At 59.7% G+C, this 17,792-nt stretch carries 17 protein-coding genes and 1 pseudogene; 8 read left to right on the top strand and 10 right to left on the bottom strand.

Features of this window, described 5'->3' with window-relative positions:
• Positions 1–81: 81 nt before the first annotated feature.
• From ACYZUA_RS17875 to pdxR, 4 genes are all read right to left on the bottom strand, one after another.
• Positions 82–792, bottom strand: a complete 711-nt coding sequence (locus tag ACYZUA_RS17875; RefSeq protein WP_461959938.1) for an ATPase — start codon at positions 790–792, stop codon at positions 82–84.
• A gap of 228 nt (positions 793–1,020) precedes the next feature.
• On the bottom strand, positions 1,021–1,437 hold the full coding sequence (locus ACYZUA_RS17870; protein ID WP_461959937.1) for a cupin domain-containing protein: 417 nt from the start codon (positions 1,435–1,437) through the stop codon (positions 1,021–1,023).
• A 190-nt stretch (positions 1,438–1,627) separates the two neighbouring features.
• Entirely contained in the window at positions 1,628–1,921 is a 294-nt protein-coding gene (locus ACYZUA_RS17865; RefSeq protein WP_033054681.1) for a putative quinol monooxygenase, read from the bottom strand.
• A gap of 123 nt (positions 1,922–2,044) precedes the next feature.
• Positions 2,045–3,478: a MocR-like pyridoxine biosynthesis transcription factor PdxR gene (gene pdxR / locus ACYZUA_RS17860; protein ID WP_461959936.1), complete on the bottom strand. Its 1,434-nt coding sequence runs from the start codon at positions 3,476–3,478 to the stop codon at positions 2,045–2,047.
• Positions 3,479–3,683: 205 nt separating this feature from the next.
• On the opposite strand from pdxR, the gene ACYZUA_RS17855 reads away from it, so the two are divergent.
• The 3 genes from ACYZUA_RS17855 (at position 3,684) to ACYZUA_RS17845 (ending at position 5,887) form a co-directional block, all read left to right on the top strand.
• On the top strand, positions 3,684–4,124 hold the full coding sequence (locus tag ACYZUA_RS17855; RefSeq protein WP_461959935.1) for a carboxymuconolactone decarboxylase family protein: 441 nt from the start codon (positions 3,684–3,686) through the stop codon (positions 4,122–4,124).
• Positions 4,125–4,211: 87 nt separating this feature from the next.
• Positions 4,212–5,192, top strand: a complete 981-nt coding sequence (locus ACYZUA_RS17850) for a LysR family transcriptional regulator (RefSeq protein ID WP_461959934.1) — start codon at positions 4,212–4,214, stop codon at positions 5,190–5,192.
• A gap of 173 nt (positions 5,193–5,365) precedes the next feature.
• Positions 5,366–5,887 carry a GNAT family N-acetyltransferase gene (locus tag ACYZUA_RS17845; RefSeq protein ID WP_461959933.1) on the top strand — a complete coding sequence of 174 codons (522 nt, stop codon included), beginning with the start codon at positions 5,366–5,368 and terminating at the stop codon, positions 5,885–5,887.
• A gap of 1 nt (position 5,888) precedes the next feature.
• Here the strand turns inward: ACYZUA_RS17845 and ACYZUA_RS17840 are convergent, their stop codons facing one another.
• A complete protein-coding gene (locus ACYZUA_RS17840) occupies positions 5,889–6,581 on the bottom strand; it encodes an aspartate/glutamate racemase family protein (protein WP_461959932.1) in 693 nt (230 codons plus the stop codon).
• 95 nt (positions 6,582–6,676) lie between these two features.
• Here ACYZUA_RS17840 and ACYZUA_RS17835 point away from each other — a divergent pair, with 95 nt between their 5' ends.
• Positions 6,677–7,453 (top strand): helix-turn-helix domain-containing protein, encoded by a 777-nt coding sequence (locus tag ACYZUA_RS17835; RefSeq protein ID WP_461959931.1) that lies wholly within the window; start codon positions 6,677–6,679, stop codon positions 7,451–7,453.
• A gap of 69 nt (positions 7,454–7,522) precedes the next feature.
• The gene (locus ACYZUA_RS17830; protein ID WP_046046933.1) at positions 7,523–8,017 is read left to right on the top strand and encodes a hypothetical protein; all 495 of its coding nucleotides are present in this window, start codon (positions 7,523–7,525) and stop codon (positions 8,015–8,017) included.
• Between the two features lie 130 nt (positions 8,018–8,147).
• Here ACYZUA_RS17830 and ACYZUA_RS17825 read toward each other — a convergent pair whose 3' ends face one another.
• Together ACYZUA_RS17825 and ccoN are read right to left on the bottom strand one after the other, a co-directional pair.
• Positions 8,148–8,369, bottom strand: a complete 222-nt coding sequence (locus ACYZUA_RS17825; RefSeq protein WP_461959930.1) for a cbb3-type cytochrome c oxidase subunit 3 — start codon at positions 8,367–8,369, stop codon at positions 8,148–8,150.
• A 15-nt stretch (positions 8,370–8,384) separates the two neighbouring features.
• A complete protein-coding gene (gene ccoN / locus ACYZUA_RS17820; protein ID WP_461959929.1) occupies positions 8,385–9,812 on the bottom strand; it encodes a cytochrome-c oxidase, cbb3-type subunit I in 1,428 nt (475 codons plus the stop codon).
• A 278-nt stretch (positions 9,813–10,090) separates the two neighbouring features.
• Between ccoN and ACYZUA_RS17815 the strand changes: the two are divergent.
• A pseudogene (locus ACYZUA_RS17815) lies at positions 10,091–10,358 on the top strand (nitrite/sulfite reductase); the annotation flags it as partial.
• 31 nt (positions 10,359–10,389) lie between these two features.
• Positions 10,390–10,731: a DUF934 domain-containing protein gene (locus ACYZUA_RS17810; RefSeq protein WP_461959928.1), complete on the top strand. Its 342-nt coding sequence runs from the start codon at positions 10,390–10,392 to the stop codon at positions 10,729–10,731.
• A gap of 50 nt (positions 10,732–10,781) precedes the next feature.
• On the opposite strand, the gene ACYZUA_RS17805 is transcribed toward ACYZUA_RS17810, so the two are convergent.
• Entirely contained in the window at positions 10,782–11,282 is a 501-nt protein-coding gene (locus ACYZUA_RS17805) for a peptidase associated/transthyretin-like domain-containing protein (protein WP_461959927.1), read from the bottom strand.
• A 261-nt stretch (positions 11,283–11,543) separates the two neighbouring features.
• Between ACYZUA_RS17805 and ACYZUA_RS17800 the strand changes: the two genes are divergently transcribed.
• Positions 11,544–12,512: a hypothetical protein gene (locus tag ACYZUA_RS17800; protein ID WP_461959926.1), complete on the top strand. Its 969-nt coding sequence runs from the start codon at positions 11,544–11,546 to the stop codon at positions 12,510–12,512.
• A 212-nt stretch (positions 12,513–12,724) separates the two neighbouring features.
• On the opposite strand, the gene ACYZUA_RS17795 is transcribed toward ACYZUA_RS17800, so the two are convergent.
• Positions 12,725–15,076, bottom strand: coding sequence for a tetratricopeptide repeat protein (locus ACYZUA_RS17795; RefSeq protein ID WP_461959925.1), 2,352 nt, complete (start codon positions 15,074–15,076; stop codon positions 12,725–12,727).
• 99 nt (positions 15,077–15,175) lie between these two features.
• Positions 15,176–17,689: a fused MFS/spermidine synthase gene (locus tag ACYZUA_RS17790; RefSeq protein WP_461959924.1), complete on the bottom strand. Its 2,514-nt coding sequence runs from the start codon at positions 17,687–17,689 to the stop codon at positions 15,176–15,178.
• Positions 17,690–17,792: the final 103 nt, after the last annotated feature.

Genomic DNA, 17,792 nt, shown 5'->3' with positions numbered 1-17,792 from the left:
GAGCAAGCTCGGCTCCTACAAGTTATGTGTCCAACACAAAACCTGTAGGAGCCGAGCTTGCTCGCGATGGGGCCATTTGCCTCAATACAACTTCCGGTCTGTTTTATTATCGATCATCGACACTTTATCTGTCGGCCTGGTCAATAAATTACTGAGCGACTGGTCAAACTTCTGCAAGGCCCGAACTTGCACATTCTGTTGTTCGTTAATGTCGGCAACTATCTCTTCGCTGCGTTTATAGTCCGCCCATACCGGACTCAGTTCTTTAGCGTCATGCCCTTGTGCAGTACCGATGTAATTGAAGTTCGAATCGTAGAACGCTGCGCTGACATTCGCGCTGATGTCCGAACTGCGCGACGTCATCAGTTGACTGCGGGTATCGACAATAGCGACCACATCCGGTTTGGCGGCCATGAGACTTTGCATGTCCGGATACACCGTCACCGAGCCAAACTGACGTTGCAAGGACGCCTTGACCCAGTCCACGGCCAGGTCGGGTTTGGAGGTGGCGACGTAGGCGTCGTGAATCGACTGCACCAGCAGGCTCTGGCCGAAACCGGTGCCGGCATTGGCCTGGTAATCCTGAAGGTAGGCGCGGTTGGTCTGAGTGTTGCGGCTGTAGACGATGCCCAGGGACACGTTGCTGCCATTGCTGACATGCGTGGCGCTGCTGCGGCCCACCGGCTCGGTGAAGACGCCGTCGAGCGAGGAAACAGCCTTCGGTGCAGTGGGTATTGAACAGCCGGTTAAAAGAATCGTCATCGTCATGGTGCTGACAAGTGCAAGTTTCATGGTGTTTCTCCCGTGAAACAATTTGAGTCGGAAAGTTAATAGGCCGGACGCAGTCGGCGGAGATTCCAGACTAAACCTGTCGACGCTGAATGAAATGGCCAGTCACCGCACTTGTCAGGTGGCTACTAGTTTTGTTTGGTTTAAAAGGGCCCGGTTAATTGCGCCGAGAAATAAACAGGCCTGAATTGTTAATTCGGGCCTGTTTATTTATGGCTGGCGCAACAGCTATCAGTTTTCCAAAGGGATCAATATTTTTTCTTCTGGCGCTAACACCATAAACACCAACAGTTTGGCGGGTTTGGTGGTACTGGCATTTTTCGAGACCAAATGCTCCGAACCGGCTGGCTCGTACCAATATTCGCCGACCTTGTAAGTGATCGCCTTTTCACCTTTGACCTGGGAAATGATTTCTCCCGAAATCACGTAAGCCATGGCCGTGCCCTCGTGCTTGTGGGCGATGGACGATTGGCCGGGCAGATAGTCGACCTCGATCATCAGCGCTTTTTTATCGGGCACGTTTTTCAACATCTGGTCCTGCAACACGGTGACCTTTTCCGAAGGCGCGGCTTCATGAGCGAATGCCGAGGCGGAAAAGGTCAGGGCCAGGGCGGCGAGGGGCGCAGCGCAGTAGCGGAAGGCGTTCATGGGTTATCACCTGCTGTGGTTAGTTGTCAGGGACCACAGTAAGTCTCGGCCGAGGCCAATCAAACAGCCAATTTTCGTGAAGGCGAGGGGACCAATCATGCGCGTTGAAAAAACAAGATCGCCACCTCCAGCTACTTCTGCAGGGGTACCCATAGCCCTGTAGGAGTAGCCGAAGGCGACGACCTAATTTTTAAACGATAGGAAAACTGTTGAAGTCGACGCTGTTGGCCAGGCGGCTGTCGATCAGGCCGATAAAGCCTTGTACTTCAGGGCAGTTGAAATGCATTTGCATGGCCGCTTCCGATTGCCAGCGGGCGCTGACCGTCCAGCGGTTGTCGTCCTCGGGGCAGCGGTCGACCATATAGGAATCACAGCCCGGTAGTTCGCGCAGGGTGTCGACAATCTTTTGCAGTTGCTTACCCAGTTCGTCCGAGCAGCCGGCGGCGGCCTGCACCTTAACGGTATTGATCACTTCGTTGGACATTGCTCACACTCCTGAATCAGGCCAGACGAATCCTGCTCATTGAGGGATAACGCTTATGCAGGATAGGCCTGCGTCCCCGGACCACCAATAGCCAATCGCGGGATAAAAACGCAGACCAATCCGTCAGGCGACCTGCTGCAAAATGTCCCGCAGGCGGTCCAGGGCGATGTCGATGTCGAGGGTTTCAATGGCGCCAAAACCGAGGAAAAGTCCGGCCTGCGGCGCTTGCTGATAGTAAAAGCTGTCGATGGGGTACACCCCGACTTCGACCTTTTTCGCCAGTTCGATCACCAATGGAATATCGATAGACACTTTGCACATAACCACCATGTGGAACCCGGCGGTGGTCGGGACAGCCTCGAACCACGGTGAAAGATCGCCGGCCATGCGCTCGAGGATCCGCTCACGACGCCCGGCATAGATCGTATGGCAGCGCCGAATGTGCTTGAGCAGACAGCCTTCGGCGATGAACTTGGCCAGCGCCCATTGGGGCAGGGTGGAGGTGTGCAGGTCGGTGAGCTGCTTGGCGCGAATGACCGCTTCGAGTATTGCCGGCGGCAGGATCGCATAACCCAGGCGCAGCTCCGGCAGCAGGGTTTTCGAAAAGGTCCCGACGTAGGCGACGATGCCGCGTTCGTCCATGCTTTGCAGCGAGTCGGTGGGTCGGCCTTCGTAACGAAATTCGCTGTCGTAATCGTCCTCGATGATGATCGCGCCCAACTCATAGGCACGCTCCAGCAGCGCCACCCGGCGCGCCTGGCTCATCGGCATGCCGAGCGGGAACTGATGGGACGGCGTGACGTAGATCAGCCGGGTACCAAGGGGGATTTTGTCCACCTGAATACCTTCCGCATCCACCGGGACGCCGATCACCGTGGCGCCGTGGGTACCGAACAACAGGCGTGCGGGCGGATAGCCGGGGTCTTCCATGGCGACAAGGCTGCCGGGGCGCGTGAGCACCCGGGAGATCAAGTCCAGCGCCTGTTGCGCGCCGTTGCACACCACCACGTCTTCGTCCTGGCAATTGACCCCGCGGGAAAACGCGATGTGCCGGGCAATCGCGTTGCGCAGTGCCGGCAAGCCTTCGGGCAGACTGTAGAAGCCCTTGGACGCGGCGATCTGACGCAAGGCGTGAGCGGTGCAGCGCCGCCAGTCATCCTGGGGAAACTGGCCCTTGCTGGTGGCGCCGCCGATGAAGTCGTAGCGCATCGAGCCTTCCAGCATCGGATGGCGCAGGAACACCGGGAGGTTGCGCCAGGACTCGATGACCTCGGCACTGGCCAATTCCGAATGGCTCTGTTTACGGATGAGTTTCGCCGGTCGGGCGTTGACGTAGGTGCCTTTGCCGATGACCCCGGTGAGGAAGTTTTCGTAGGTCAGTTGGGTGTAGGTGTCGGAAATGGTCTTGCGCGAAATGCCCAGTTGTTCTGCCAGCAAACGACTGGGCGGCAGTTGCGTCCCGGCTGCCAGACGACCGGATTCGATGGCGCTGCGCAGTTGGGTGTACAACTGGCCTGCCAGGTCCTTGCGGCCGTTGATGACAACGTGAAGTTCCATACCGGCGAGGCTCCTGGGGCGATTGAGGCGCGTGTGCGTCGGGCCAGATTACCCGCATGAGCGCCTGCGCAAAAGTTGCGTGGGCGAAAAACCTCCGATTGGTCTGGTGCCTGAGTGGTCCACGGGTATTTCGTAGAATTGGATCTGTAACGCCTGCGTATCAACGCCTACCTTGAGGGGTACACATTCGGCACGAGGACACTCCATGAACGCCCGCCTGGATTACTACAGCGCATCGCCAAAAGCGATGAAAGCGATGATTGCCATGGAGGCGTTGACCAGCAACCTCAGCATCGAGCCGGCCTTGCTGCACTTGATCAAAATCCGTGCGTCGCAACTCAATGGCTGCGCTTTCTGCACCGACATGCACTCGGTGGATGCCCGGCGACTCGGCGAGACCGACCGCCGTTTGTATTCGATCGTGGTCTGGCGCGACAGCGGCTTCTTCAATGCGCGAGAACGCGCGGCGCTGGCCTGGACCGAAGCCGTCACCTTGCTCTCTGAAAGCCATGTGCCGGACGAGGTCTACGCGCAGGCCCGGGAGCAGTTCAACGAAGGCGAGATGGTCGACCTGACCATCGCCGTCACCTCGATCAACAGCTGGAATCGACTGGCGGTGAGTTTTCGGCAAACCCCTGGAGGCTGAATCGATTTTCCGCCCCGAGTGTCACATCAGGTTCATAAACGCTGCGCAGGATGAGGCTTTCAAGGACAGATCGACAGGGAGTCAGCGATGCCATTCATGGAAACCACAGGTCGTCAGCAAGTTGCCGAGTACCGCTCGCCCGTAGAAAAAATCTCATCCTGGCGCACTCTGGCGGCAGGGATCGATCCGGTGCTGGCGCAGTCTTTTCGGGTCAGTGCCCGTTGCGGCTGTTTCATGCAAGCGGCCCGCAGTCTCAACATCAAGACCACCCAGCTGCGCAAACAATTGGCGCAGCTTGAAGCGCAGCTGCAGTGTTCGCTGTTCAGCCACTCAGAGAATGGCGTTGCCCTCAGTCGTGACGGCTTGCAGCTGCAATCGCAGTTGATTGCTTTGGCCCACGAGCGCGATTTGCCGGTAACCGAACAGCCGTTGATTCGCCTGGCCGTCGCCGAATCGATCCTGCATGACATTCTCGGTCGTGATCTGGTGGCCTTGTTGCGGCGCAACGCCAGCGTGCGTCTGGACATCATCACCCTGGACAGTGAACTCTCCGTGCAAGCGGTCAGTGCCGATGTGGTGCTGTGGCTGGCCGGCACCGATTCACCGCTGCCGGGCCCGAGTTTTGCGGTCAGCGAGCCCCGGCGTCTGGCGCGGCTCGACTACTTGCCCCACATCGCCAAACGTTATTCGCGGGTCGCGTCGCGGCCAGACAGCCTCGACGACCTGACGGATTTCCTGCTGGTGCAATGGCAGCATGACCGTCAGGTCGACAGCTTTCGGCCGTGGAATACCCTCGTCGACCAGCGCCTGGCGGGGGTGGTGCAGTTGCATTCCTATCAGCTGATGCTGGAGATGATCCGTTGCAGTGCCTGCATTGGCCTGCTGCCCGGATACATCAGCCGCTTCGACCGGGGCCTGATTGAATTGCCGGGGCTGTTCAGTCAACCGATGCAGCGCCAGGTATGGATGGCGGTCAATGCCGAGTCCGAGGGGCAATCGCAGGTGCAGATGATCGTCGAGCTGATCCAGAACACCTTCAATGAACGGCGGGAGTGGTTCGAAGGCTGAACACTGTCGAATAGGTGGGAGCGAGCCTGCTCGCGAAAGCGTCGGCAAATCCGGCATTGATGTGACTGATAAACGGCCTTCGCGAGCAGGCTCGCTCCCACAATGGTTCTCGCCGCACTGGAAGATTGCGGTATAGAGTGGGCGGCCATGTCTGTATCAAGGATGAATCACCCATGCCCGCCACTGACGCTGTCATCACCCTCGAACGTTTCAACGAATCCCACATCGACGGCATTACCGCGCTCTACAACGACCCGGCCATTACCCGTCAGGTGCTGCAAATGCCGTTTCAGTCCGCGGAAGTCTGGCGCAAGCGCCTCGCACCCGACAAAGAGCGTGTGGTGCAGCTGGTGGCGCTGCATCAAGGGACGGTCATCGGCAATATTGGCCTGGAGCAGTTTTCGCGGATCCGCCGCAGCCATGCTGGCAATCTCGGCATGGGCGTCGCGGTGGCTTGGCAGAGCAAGGGCGTTGGCTCGAAGCTGTTGGCGGCGGCGCTGGACATCGCCGACAACTGGATGAACCTGCAACGGCTCGAGCTTTCGGTGTACGCCGACAACGAAGCTGCCATCGGGCTTTATCGCAAGTTTGGCTTCGACACCGAAGGGCTGTTTCGCGACTACGCCGTGCGTGACGGCGTGCTGGTCGATGCCTTGAGCATGGCGCGTCTGCGTCGTACGCCCAAGGCCGGTTGAGTCACTCGCCCAAGGCGAACGCCACTGCCGCTTGAGCATGCAGTTCGGTGGTGTCGAGCAAGGGCAGGGCGCTGTGTTCGGGTTTGATCAGCAGGCCGATTTCCGTGCAACCGAGGATGATGGCCTGGGCGCCGCGTCGGGTCAGTGACTCGATGACCTGCTGATAGACCTTGCGTGACGCCTCGCTGATCACCCCGACGCACAACTCGTCATAGATGATCCGGTGGATGGCCTGACGTTCATCGGCCTCCGGCACCAGTACGGTCAGCCCCATTGAAGTCAGGCGTTCCTTGAGGAATTCCTGCTCCATGGTGAACGCTGTGCCGAGCAATCCAATCTTCAGCGCGCCGGCCTCGACGGCAGCCTGACCCGCCGGGTCGGCGATGTGCAGAAACGGAATACTGATCGCCGCCTGAATCTGCCCGGCCACCTTGTGCATGGTGTTGGTGCACAGCACCACACAATCGGCGCCACCCGCCTGCAGCCGCTGCGCCGCATCCACCAGAATCGCCGCCGCATCGTCCCAGCGCCCGGCATGCTGGGCCTGTTCGACAGGGCCAAAGTCGACGCTGTACATTAGCAATTTCGCCGAACGCAACGGCCCGAGCCGGTCGCGTACCTGTTGGTTGATGAGACGGTAATATTCGGCGCTGGACTCCCAGCTCATGCCGCCGATTAGGCCGATGGTGCGCATGTCGTGCTCCTGTTGGTGGCAACCCTTTGTTTTTGAGCATGCCTTTATTTGAGAGTACCCGTGGGTCTTCATAGCGATCTATCAGGAAATTTCACATGCCAACGGTGCTGAGCCAGGAGCTGCTGGGCGGGAGACTCTGCCTGCAGCTTTTACCCCGTGCGGCTTACAGTGCGCGCGACCCTGTGCAGTGGCAAACCCTTGGGGTGACGCTGGAACGTCAACACGGCGTGCATGCCATCGATTCGGATCACCGGGTGGATTTCGACACCTTGCCTGGCGTACTGGCTTACACCCCGGTCGGCGTGGAAGTGTTTTCCGAGTCGGCCAGCGGTGGCGAATACCTGCTGATGCGACTGGACGAGTCGTTGGCCCATCAGCATTTACCCTCGGTTGACCACCGTATTCAGTCTTCAGGCAATCGCCGTGCGCTGATGCTGGGCCGGGAACTGCGGCGCCTGTTGCTTGCTCCGCAACCGGACAGGCTGGCGCTTGAGCAAAGGGCGGTGGAATTCGTTGGTTTGGTGAGTTCAAAGGCAGATACCGCGCAACGTGCCACACCCAGGGTTTTCACCCGAGTGCTGGATCAGATCGCCGAGCAGTTCCACCAACCCCTGACCCTTGGACAATTGGCCGCCACCTACGGGCAAAACGAGCTGCGCTTTCTGCGCGATTTCACTCGGGCGATCGGCCTGACACCCCACGCTTACCTCGTTGAAGTGCGGCTTCAGGCGGCACGCCGGATGATCGAACACACCAGCCTTTCCCTGGCCGACATCGCCCTGGACGCCGGCTTCGCCCATCAGTCCCACATGGGCAGTGCCTTTCGCAAATACCTGGCCATGACCCCCAGCCAATACCGTTCACGCTTTTAGTCGTACGCCGGCAGCGCGCATCTGCCATGCTCAAAGTCCGCAGCACCGTTTCAACAAAGGAACACCGCAATGGACGATGTACAGCAACTGGGTGAGATGCTTCGCCATTACGCAGAAAGCGAAGCACACAAGAAGCAACTGTTCGAGTCGCAATCGGCCGTGTGGGCGACGCGCATTGGTGAACTGTTCGATCAGATCCAGCAATGGCTGGAACCGGTCCAGGCCCCTAATCTGCTGGAGGTGAGCCGCGAGGCGTATGTCGCCTCGGGGCCGAGCGTTCCGGTCGAAACGTCGACCTTCAAGACCGAGAAGCTGTCCATTGTGATCGCCGGTAAACCGGTTGAATTTGTGCCGGATGTGATGGGTGCCGGTGGTCAGATTTCATTGGCCGTGATGGGCCTGACGGCCGCGCGCTACGGCAGCATTTCGCTGGTGTGCCTGCCGCCGTCCAGCAGCTGGCAATGGCGCAAGACCAATGGCTTGAAAGACCCGGATACGTTTGCCTTTGATGCGAACTTTTTGGCGCAGCAGTTGCAGAGCCTGATCCCCCGCGAGCGTAGCTGAACCCTCTGACCTGACACATACCCCTGTGGGAGCGAGCCTGCTCGCGATGGCGGTGTAACAGTCAACATAGATGTTGGATGTTATGGCCTCATCGCGAGCAGGCTCGCTCCCACAATGGATCAGTGTGGCTTCAGATATCGAGGTTGCTCCAGCCCGATTTTGCCTCTTCCGGCGCCACCGCCTTCACGGTCTTCCCCGTCGCCAACTCCACCCGCCGCGCCACCTCCGGGTCATCCGCAAACGGCATCAAACTGGCTTCATCCAGACTCTCTGCAGTCTGGTGTTTCAAGCAGTATTCAACCGCCAGCCAAAGCCCCACCACGCCGAGCACATTCAACACGACCTCAATCATCTCAAGCCCCTTGCCTCAGGCAATCTGCGCTTCTCGGTGGGCCATTTCGACGTCCGCAACCCGCACCGTGCGCCAGACGTTGTAAGCCATCAGCAACATCCCGCTGAGGAAGAACACCCCGCCAGCGAAGCGCACCACGAACCCTGGATGGCTGGCTTGCAAGGCTTCGACGAAGGAATAGGTCAGCGTGCCGTCATCGTTGATCGCACGCCACATCAAGCCCTGGGTGATGCCGTTGACCCACATCGAGGCGATGTACAACACGGTGCCGATGGTCGCCAGCCAGAAGTGCAGGTTGATCAGCGGCGTGCTGTACATCTGCTCGCGACCGAAGACTTTCGGGATCATGTGGTAGAGGGCGCCGAAGGTGATCATCGCCACCCAACCCAGAGCGCCGGCATGGACGTGGCCGATGGTCCAGTCGGTGTAGTGGGAGAGGGCGTTGACCGTCTTGATCGCCATCATCGGCCCTTCGAAGGTCGACATGCCGTAGAAGGCCAGGGACAACACCAAAAAGCGCAGGATCGGGTCGGTGCGCAATTTATGCCAGGCTCCTGACAGCGTCATCATGCCGTTGATCATCCCGCCCCAACTCGGTGCCAGCAGGATGAGCGACATCGCCATGCCCAGTGACTGCGCCCAGTCCGGCAGCGCGGTGTAATGCAAGTGGTGCGGGCCGGCCCAGATGTACAGGGTGATCAGCGCCCAGAAGTGCACGATCGACAACCGATAGGAATACACCGGCCGCCCAACCTGTTTCGGCACGAAGTAATACATCATCCCCAGGAACCCGGTGGTCAGGAAGAAACCCACTGCGTTGTGCCCGTACCACCACTGCACCATGGCGTCGGTCGCCCCGGAATACACCGGATAGGACTTGAACCAGTCCACCGGAATCGCCAGGTGATTGACCACGTGCAGCATCGCGATCACCACAATGAACGCGCCGAAGAACCAGTTGCCGACGTAGATGTGTTTGGTCTTGCGCTGCACCACGGTGGTGAAAAACACGATGGCATAAACGACCCAGACCACCGTCATCCACACCGCGCCGGAGAATTCTATTTCGGCGTATTCCTTGGTGGTGGTGTAGCCCAGCGGCAGAGTGATCAGCATCACCACGATCACCGACTGCCAGCCCCAAAAGGTGAATGCCGCGAGCTTGTCCGAAAACAGCCGCACCTGGCAGGTGCGCTGCACCGCGTAGTAGCTGGCGGCGAATTGCGCGCTGCCGGCAAAGCCGAAAATCACCAGGCTGGTGTGCAGCGGGCGCAAGCGGCCGAAGGTGGTCCACGGCAGGTCCAGGTTCATCTCGGGCCACACCAGTTGCGAGGCGATCCACACCCCCATCGCCATCCCCACGACACCCCAAACCACGGTAGCCACGATGAATTGGCGGACGACCTTGTAGTTATAGGCCTGTCCAGTTGTTGCTGTGCTCATGGTCAATGCTTCCACGGTTGCAAAGTCTTGCCAGGCCACCCGGACTGGCATGTCGCCCACTGTAGAAACCCTGCTGGAAACAAAACAGACTCAGAAAAACCGAGTTTATGCGGATCAGATTAAGCGCATGCCTGCGGTGATCAGCCGCAGTCTGATACGGTTTTTTAGTATTTAGCTGAATCTGTAACGTACTGCGCCGCAGGTCCATAGTCGCTACCACAAGCACCGCCAAACCCGTAGCAGCTGTCGAGCACAGCGGCTACGGGGCAGAACAAATGATCGACCCCCGGCCGCTGGCGGAAATCCTCCGGCAGTGGTCGACCATCAACCCGGAATTCCTGTTTCTGCCGCGCAAGTTCAAGATCGCCATCTGCTCGGCGGAACAGGACCGGGCGGCGATCATGATGCATGACATCGGCCTCTATCTTTACCCGGGCACCGACGGGCAAATGCTGCTGCGGGTTATCGTCGGCGCGGGTCTATAACCGACATGGCCGGCGGGACAACAAGTACAAGGCGCGGATCAAAATTCTGGTCAAGGCGCTGGGCATCGGCGCGGCCTAAGTGAGGTGACGGCATGAACAATTTGCTGCGGCTGGAGGAGGGTGTTGCGCGGATTGTCGCTGATGATCCCTGGACCCTGGTCAGGGATGTCAACGATGAATGGCCGGTGGGTGCAGTGATTCTGCCGTTGGCTCGTTGGCTTGAAGGTCCACCGCAAAAGGGTGTCTGGTTGGGGCCGGACGATGAGGTGGAAAGTCTCAAGCCGTGGTTTTCACACGTGCCGCTGATTGTCCTGGATTTTCCGAGTTTCCGTGATGGTCGCGGTTGCTGGACGGGCGAGTTGCGCGCCGTCGGCGATGTGCTGTATGGGCGTTCGGTGATTGAGCCGCGGCCGTTGTTTCGCCGGCGTCAGTAGAACCCCGGTGAGGATGGCGCATCCTGTAGAGCAGGATGCGCCAAGCGCTGTCAGTTGATACGGACCAGAGCAGCTCGATCGCTTGGAGAAAGCTGATCGATTTCGAGCAGTGTCAGGTTTTTTGGCGCTTCACCAGCCAATGGGTTGCCAAGATTGCCCGCGGCATTCTCGGGCAGTTTGTACATCGCGCCAGTCAGCGGGTCGACGACCAGCATGCCAATCAGGCCACCGAACACGATATTGCCCCAGTACCAGCCGCTCATGCTGGTTTCCAGTGTGGCGCTGGCATCGGCATAACCTTCTTTCTTGAAGGTAATGGTGTAGGCCTCGCCCTTGAAGTAGCCACGACCTGAAGGCAGCGTCACGGTATTGGGCGTGGAACCGTTATGAACGACCACACCGGCCTTGTTCTTGATGGTGAAGTCAGCACCGCTTGGAGTGCTCGACACGTTCACCGGGTATTTGCTGTCGCCAACGATGCTTGCACAACCCGAAGTCAGCAGTGTGGCGGTCAGGGTTGTAGCGGTGAACAGCGTGCGGAGAGCTTTCATTGATGATCCTTGAGACTGGGAGTTGCCGTCATTGGCCGAGGCGCGCTCATGCCGCCTCGTTGCGATGATTGAGGGCTGATTGCGCGGCGCGGACTCTAGCACTAATGGCATTGCGCCACCATCCAGATTTCAAGCTAATTCGAGTTAGTTGCACGACCGGGGAGATGTTGCGCGCAGGGCCAGGCATTTGGACTTGGGTCGATGATGGCTCTTTGGTAGAGTCCGCACCTCATAGGGAAGTCGTACCGAAAGGAGTCTGGTTTGAGTGTGGGCAAGAAGATTTTAGGGTTAACCGCGTTTCTGCTGATGTTGACCCTGTGGGGCGGTTACTTTTATGTGTTTCAGGAAAACCGCGGCGGGCAGTTGGGTGGTGCGTTCGACAGTTACGCCTGGTGCGGCACGCCACCGGCCGCCGATGCGCTGTCGCTGGGCAAGGATCAATTGACCCTGCGCATCACCAACAACCTGCGTGGCGAGTTCATGCTCAGCGGCGCGGTGATTGTTTCCGAGCGCACTTTCAACCGCTACGACCTGGGCCGAAACGAGCTGCGCCTGCGCCTGGAACCGCTGCAATGGTCCTACGGCACCACGCCGATTTTCCTCGAACAGGTCAGGATCAAACCCCTGAGCCGTAACCTCGCCTCTGACAACAAAAGCGCTTACGCGGAGCTCGAGTCGCGACCGATTGGCGTACAGGGGCGCGCCACCGAGTTTCCCTTCGACACCTACCGCTACGGCTACAAACCGGTGCTGTATTACCTCAAGGGCAATGAGCGCATCGATTTGCGCTTTCGCCACATCACCACGCTGATGGAGATGTCGAACACCTTTACGCCCATTCAGAAGTACAACCGGGCCGAGTACATCAATGAGAAAAACTCGTTGGTGCGCGACGAGGATTACAAGCCTTACGCCGCCAACGAATGTGCGTTCAGCGTCGAGCGCAAGGGCTCGTTCAAGGTGATTGTATTGCTGTTGCTGCTGGTGATTTGCCTGCCGCTGATGCACGTGTTTTATCGCGACGAGCCGGGCATCGATTTTCTCGCCACGCTGGTGAGTATCGGGGCGATCCGGGTGTTTCTGGTGGGGCCGTTGCAGGACTTCCAGTTGTACAACATCGACTTCCTGTTCGGCGCGGCGATTTTGCTGGTGGGGACGGTGTCGTTGATCAAGGCGATGCGGGCCAATAGTCGGCGGGAGTTGGCGTTGAAGAGTGGGTCGTCATGGTGAAGATGTGGGGTGTCATATAGATCCACCCCTCACCCCAACCCTCTCCCCACGGGGGCGAGGGGAAAGGGAGCCGATCTTCAAGCTTTTCAAACCTGAGTTCGACTCGGAATTTCAGGTCGATGTAGCTCGAAAAAAACACCTCGGTCAGTCCCCTCTACCCCTTGGGGAGAGGGTTAGGGTGAGGGGTGGATTTCAAGGATGCACACCATCAATTACTTCAACGCCGGATCCCCCATGTTCATTTTCTTCCAGCCCTGCAACAGCACCTGCGCCTTCGGCTCCTGCCCGTTTTCCAGGTAGTACTGAATCAACGACAACCGCGCATTGCGATTGGCCGGCTGCACTTTCAACAATCGCTCCAGCTCTTGGCAGGCCTCATCGACCTTGCCACTGTCGTGCAACGCCACCGCCAACACGTAACCGTACTGGGCGTTCTGAGGCTCCAGTTGTGCGGCCTTGCGCAGGGCCGGCATGGCCTGGGCGGATTTGCCCGCGCGTACCAGCGACAGACCTTGAGTGTGTTGCAGCAGGGCGGCATCCGGATGTGCTTTCAGGCTCTGCTCCAGCAGCGTCTGAGCTTCCTGACTGCGTCCGTTCGCCTCCAGCCATTGCACCAGCGTCACCAGCGCCGGGTGGAAATCAGGATCGCGCTTGAGGGCTGTGCGCAGCAGCGCTTCGACTTCGCCGCTACGACCGTTGGCCTGATAGAGCATGGCGAGATTGAGGTTGGCTTCGGCGCGTTCGGCCAGGCTTTTCTGGACCTCCTCATACTCGGCGATGGCCGCATTCCAGTGGTCCTGGGCGTTGCCCAATCCATTACGGGCCACGCTCAGCAGATCCCGAGCCACGACGATCCGCACAGCCTTCACCGGATCATGCAGCAACGGTGTCAACAGCGCCGCGCGCTCCGGTGGCGGCAGGAACGCGCTGATCGCCCGAACGGCGCTTTCACGCACTTGCGGGGCCGGGTTATTCAAGTCCAGGGTGGCCAGTTTCAATGCCTGTTCGCTTGGGTACAGCGGCAACTCGGCGAGCAGGGTCGCGCGCTGAATCGCTGGCAAATTGTTGCGTTGGAGCTGCTCGTACAAGGCATATGCCGCCCCGGGCTGACCGTTGCGAATCAGCCACAGGCTTTCGTCGTAACGCGGTGCCTGCGCGGTGGCGGTGTTCCAGAGCTTGAATTGCTCGGTGACCTTGTCGCCAGCCTTGCCCTGGTGACAGGTCAGACAAGCGTCCGGTGTGCCGAGTTTTTTCGCTCGCTCAGGGTTGGGGATGCTGAAACTGTGGTCATGCCTGAAGTCATTGCCCATGTAGAACTTGCCGGGCATGTGGCAATCCACGCACTGCGAACCCGGTTGGCCCATGGTGTGGCGGGTGTGTTCGATGGAGTCGTAATTCTTCGCTTGCAGGCCCTGGCCATCGACGCCTGCCGCCGAGGTCTTGCCGGCGGTGTTGTGGCATTGCAGACAGACACCGTTGCCCGGTGCTTTGAGCTCGGTGCTGTGCGGGTTGTGGCAGTTGCTGCAGCGCACGCCCTTGTCGAACATTTTGCTCTGGGCGAAGGAGCCGTGTTCGAATACTTCGTCCTTGATTTTGCCGTCCAGCGCATACAACTCGCGGGTCAGGGGACTCGGCAGGTAGTCATCCATCAGGCGCTTGCCGGCGGTGAAGCCGTCGCCCAATGGCGCGCGACGCGAGTGGCAGCGGGCACAGGTTTCGATTTCGACGGTGGCATTCTTGTCCTTCAGGTCGACGGCAAAACCGGCATGGACCAGGTCAGCTTTTTTTGCTGTCCATTCCAAGTGATTGGAGGCCGGACCGTGGCAGGCCTGACAGCCGACACCGAGGCTGTTCCAGTGACTGTCGAAGGTGTTTTTCGCGGCATCGAAATTGCGTTTGTAGCCGGTGGTGTGGCATTCGACGCACATGAAGTTGGCGTTCTGGCTCGGCTTGCTCCAGTGCAACGGGTCCTTGAAGTTCACGCCCTGGCCTGGATAAAGGTGAAACCAGCGGTGCTTTTCGGTATCCCAGGCTACGCCGAGGGCTTGCAGCCGACCTTCGCCGACCTCGATCAGGTATTGCTGCAACGGCGCGATGCCGAAGGTGTAGGCGACCTTGAAGTCGGCATTCTTGCCGTCAATGCCGGGAGTGTTAACCCAGAATTCGTTGCCCTTGCGCGAGAAACGGGAGGATTCGTTTTCCGCTTTGAAGGTGACGTTATTGAAGTCGCCCAGCATCGTTTCGGCATTGGCCTCCTGCATCGCCAATTGGTGATGGGAACCTTGCCAGTCCTTGACCTGCTCGCTGTGGCAGCCTTGGCATTGTTGCTCATCGACCATCGTTGCCGGCGCCACGGCGACCGGTTGCGGTTTGGCCGGCTGAGCGACCGGCGTACTGACTGGCGCATAAGTCGCGGGCGCCGGTTTGCTGCTGAACAGAAACCAGCCGATGCCCGCTATGGCCAGCAGCAGGACGCCGAGGGTGACGGGAAACAGGTAACGGTTAATCAAGGTCGGTGGCGAATCAGGGTTTGTCTGTAGCGCTTTATTTTTATGTTTCGGCATTGCGACTTCCATAGTCCGGGTGCGTTTGCCGTCAGGCGCGCGTTCAAGCTCGACGCAGCTTTGCCGGATGGCCGGCGTCTGTCAAATGACGGTTGTGGTCTACTCCCTGACAAACCACCGGAAATACGGATTCCCCCCATCCCCGCGCATCACCTCGCGAATATCCCTAGCCCACGCGTCTCGGTCACCGTCATACGCATGCAGACTCGCCCGGTAGAACTGCATCAGGCGTTGCTGGTGTGTGTTCATCCGCTCGTTGAAACCCGCATCCGCATTCACCAGCGGTGGCGCTACACGCAGGTCAAGCAGGGCCGGCAGTACGCGGCTGATCTCCTTGGCCCGCACCCATGGAGCATATTCGATACGCGGCTGATCGTCGGTGACCGGTTGGGCGTCGGCAGCGAAACGCTCCAGGCCTGCACGATCGGTGACCCAGGTCGAGAGCAACGCTGCAGCGGAGCCAATGCCCACGTCCTGTAAGGTGCTACGCACGGTGTCCTGTTGGAAGCGTTGGCTGATTTTCGCCGCATCCAGTTCGATCGGTTCCATCGAGCCCACCAGCAGCATTTCGTGGAACTCACTGGTCCACAGGGTGGCGTAGGGGAAGACGTCGAGAAAGCTGCGCACCAGTGAGCGCGAATCGTCGATGTTCTGGGTGGGCAGCGGCAACCACTGAGCGACCAGGCCTTGTTTCTCCAGGCGGCTGGCGGCCAACTGATAGAAGTCCCGGGAATACAGATTCACCACGCCCGCCGCGGAGGGCGGTGGTGGTTCGAGGGTGATCAAGTCGTAGCGTTGTGGGTTGCGCAGCAGTTCCTGTCGGCCATCGTGCAGGCGTACGTCAACGCCGGGGTCAGCGGCCGCATTGAAGTTGCCTTTGAACAACGGCGCGGCTTTGACCACCGATGGCAGCAGTTCGGCCACGACACGGTGCTCCAGCCCCGGATAGCGCGTCAGGGCGCCCGCGGTGATGCCGGTGCCAAAACCGATCACCAGCGCCGAGCGCGGTTCGCCGTTGTGGATCAGCAGTGGCAGCAACGCCTGGATACGCATGTAGCGCAGGGACGGCATGGCGTCGCCGGTGTTGGAGACGCCCTGAATGTACAAGCGCTGGAACGCTTTTTGTCCTTTGCCCTGAGTGACCACGGCCACAGTCCCGCCGCGTCCTTCTTCGTAGAACGCCAACGTCGCGTTGCGAGCGCCGGGAAACAGACTGGCGAGTTTGTTCACCGGCGTGAAAACCGCCACCGCAATCGACACCAGGCCGATAGCGACCACAGCCTGGCGCCGGCCTTTCTTGACCCCATGACCCTTGCGCACCGCGAAGTAACCAATCCCGGCGGCGACAATCGCCAGCAGACCCAGGGTTCGGACCAGCCCCAGCAACGGGATCAGCACAAACCCGCAGAGCATCACCCCGACAATCCCGCCCAGCGTATTGAACGCCACCACCGCGCCGACAGCCTGACCGACCCGCTCGCGGCCGACGCTCAAACGCAGGGCCAGTGGAAATGCAGCACCGAGCAGCAGAGTCGGTACAAACACGATGCTCACTGCCGTCACCGCAAACCGTGCAGTCATACCCAACAGATCACTCGCACCCAATGACAACACCCAGGTTTCGGCCAGGCTTTGGGCGACCACCAGCCAGCGTCCGAGCAGGGCGATTTCCAGCAACGCGACGAGCCCGGCACCGGCGATCAGCAAACCGAACACACCCCAGGGGTCGCGAATGCGATCAACCCGACGGGCCAACAGGATGCTGCCGAGAAACAGCCCGGTGAGGTACGTCGCCAGCACCACCGCAAAGGCGTAAGTACGGGTGCTCATGAACTGCACGATGGATTGCGACCAGACCACTTCGTAGCCGAGGGCCACGCCACCGGCAATTGAGTAAAGCCACAAGGCAACGCGATCAGGCGCTTTATCGGCGTGGTGCTTGACCGGCGCCTCATTCGGCAACGAGCGGTGGCGTTGGAACCACAAGGCGCCGACGGCGGCCAGCAGGTTCAGCATGGCCGCGGCCAAGGCACTGCCGCGTACACCGAGGGTCGCAATCAACACAAACGCGGCGAGCAAGGTGCCGGCAATGGCCCCGGCGGTGTTCGCCGCATAGAGCTGACCGCCGGCCTTGCCCAGCTGTTGCGGGTTCGTCGCCAACGAGCGAACCAGCACCGGCAGGGTGCCGCCCATCAGCAGCGCCGGAATGCCCACCAGCGCAAACGGCAACACCCAGGCCAGCAGGCCGACTTGCTGTTCCAGCCAGGCAAACGGGCTGGCCGCGAGGCTCATGGCGAAGGTCGCACCGACACCGAGCACGGCCACCAGCACTTCCAGCCCTGCGTAGAGCAGAACCGGCCGCTGCAAGCGATCGGCCCACCGGCCAAACAGCAAACTGCCTAATGCCAACCCTGCAAAAAAGGCGCTGATCCCAGTGGTGATGGCGTACACCTCCACGCCGACCACCAGCGACAACTGCTTGATCCACAGCACCTGATACACCAGCGCCGCGGCACCGGAGACGAATAGCAGCAGGGCGGGAATCAGCAATGCCGGGGCTTTGCTCTGAGTGGCTGGGATGGCCGACGACTTGCTGGCGACACGTGAGGACATTGCGGATTGCCTTGTTCCAATGTGAAAAAACCTTCGGCCGTGCGGGCCCCTTCGCGAGCAGGCTCGCTCCCACATTTGAAATGCGGTCCCCTGTGGAAGCGAG

The sequence above is a fragment of the Pseudomonas sp. LS2P72 genome (genome assembly GCF_054897865.1).
This window is presented reverse-complemented; position numbering and strand designations above follow the sequence as displayed.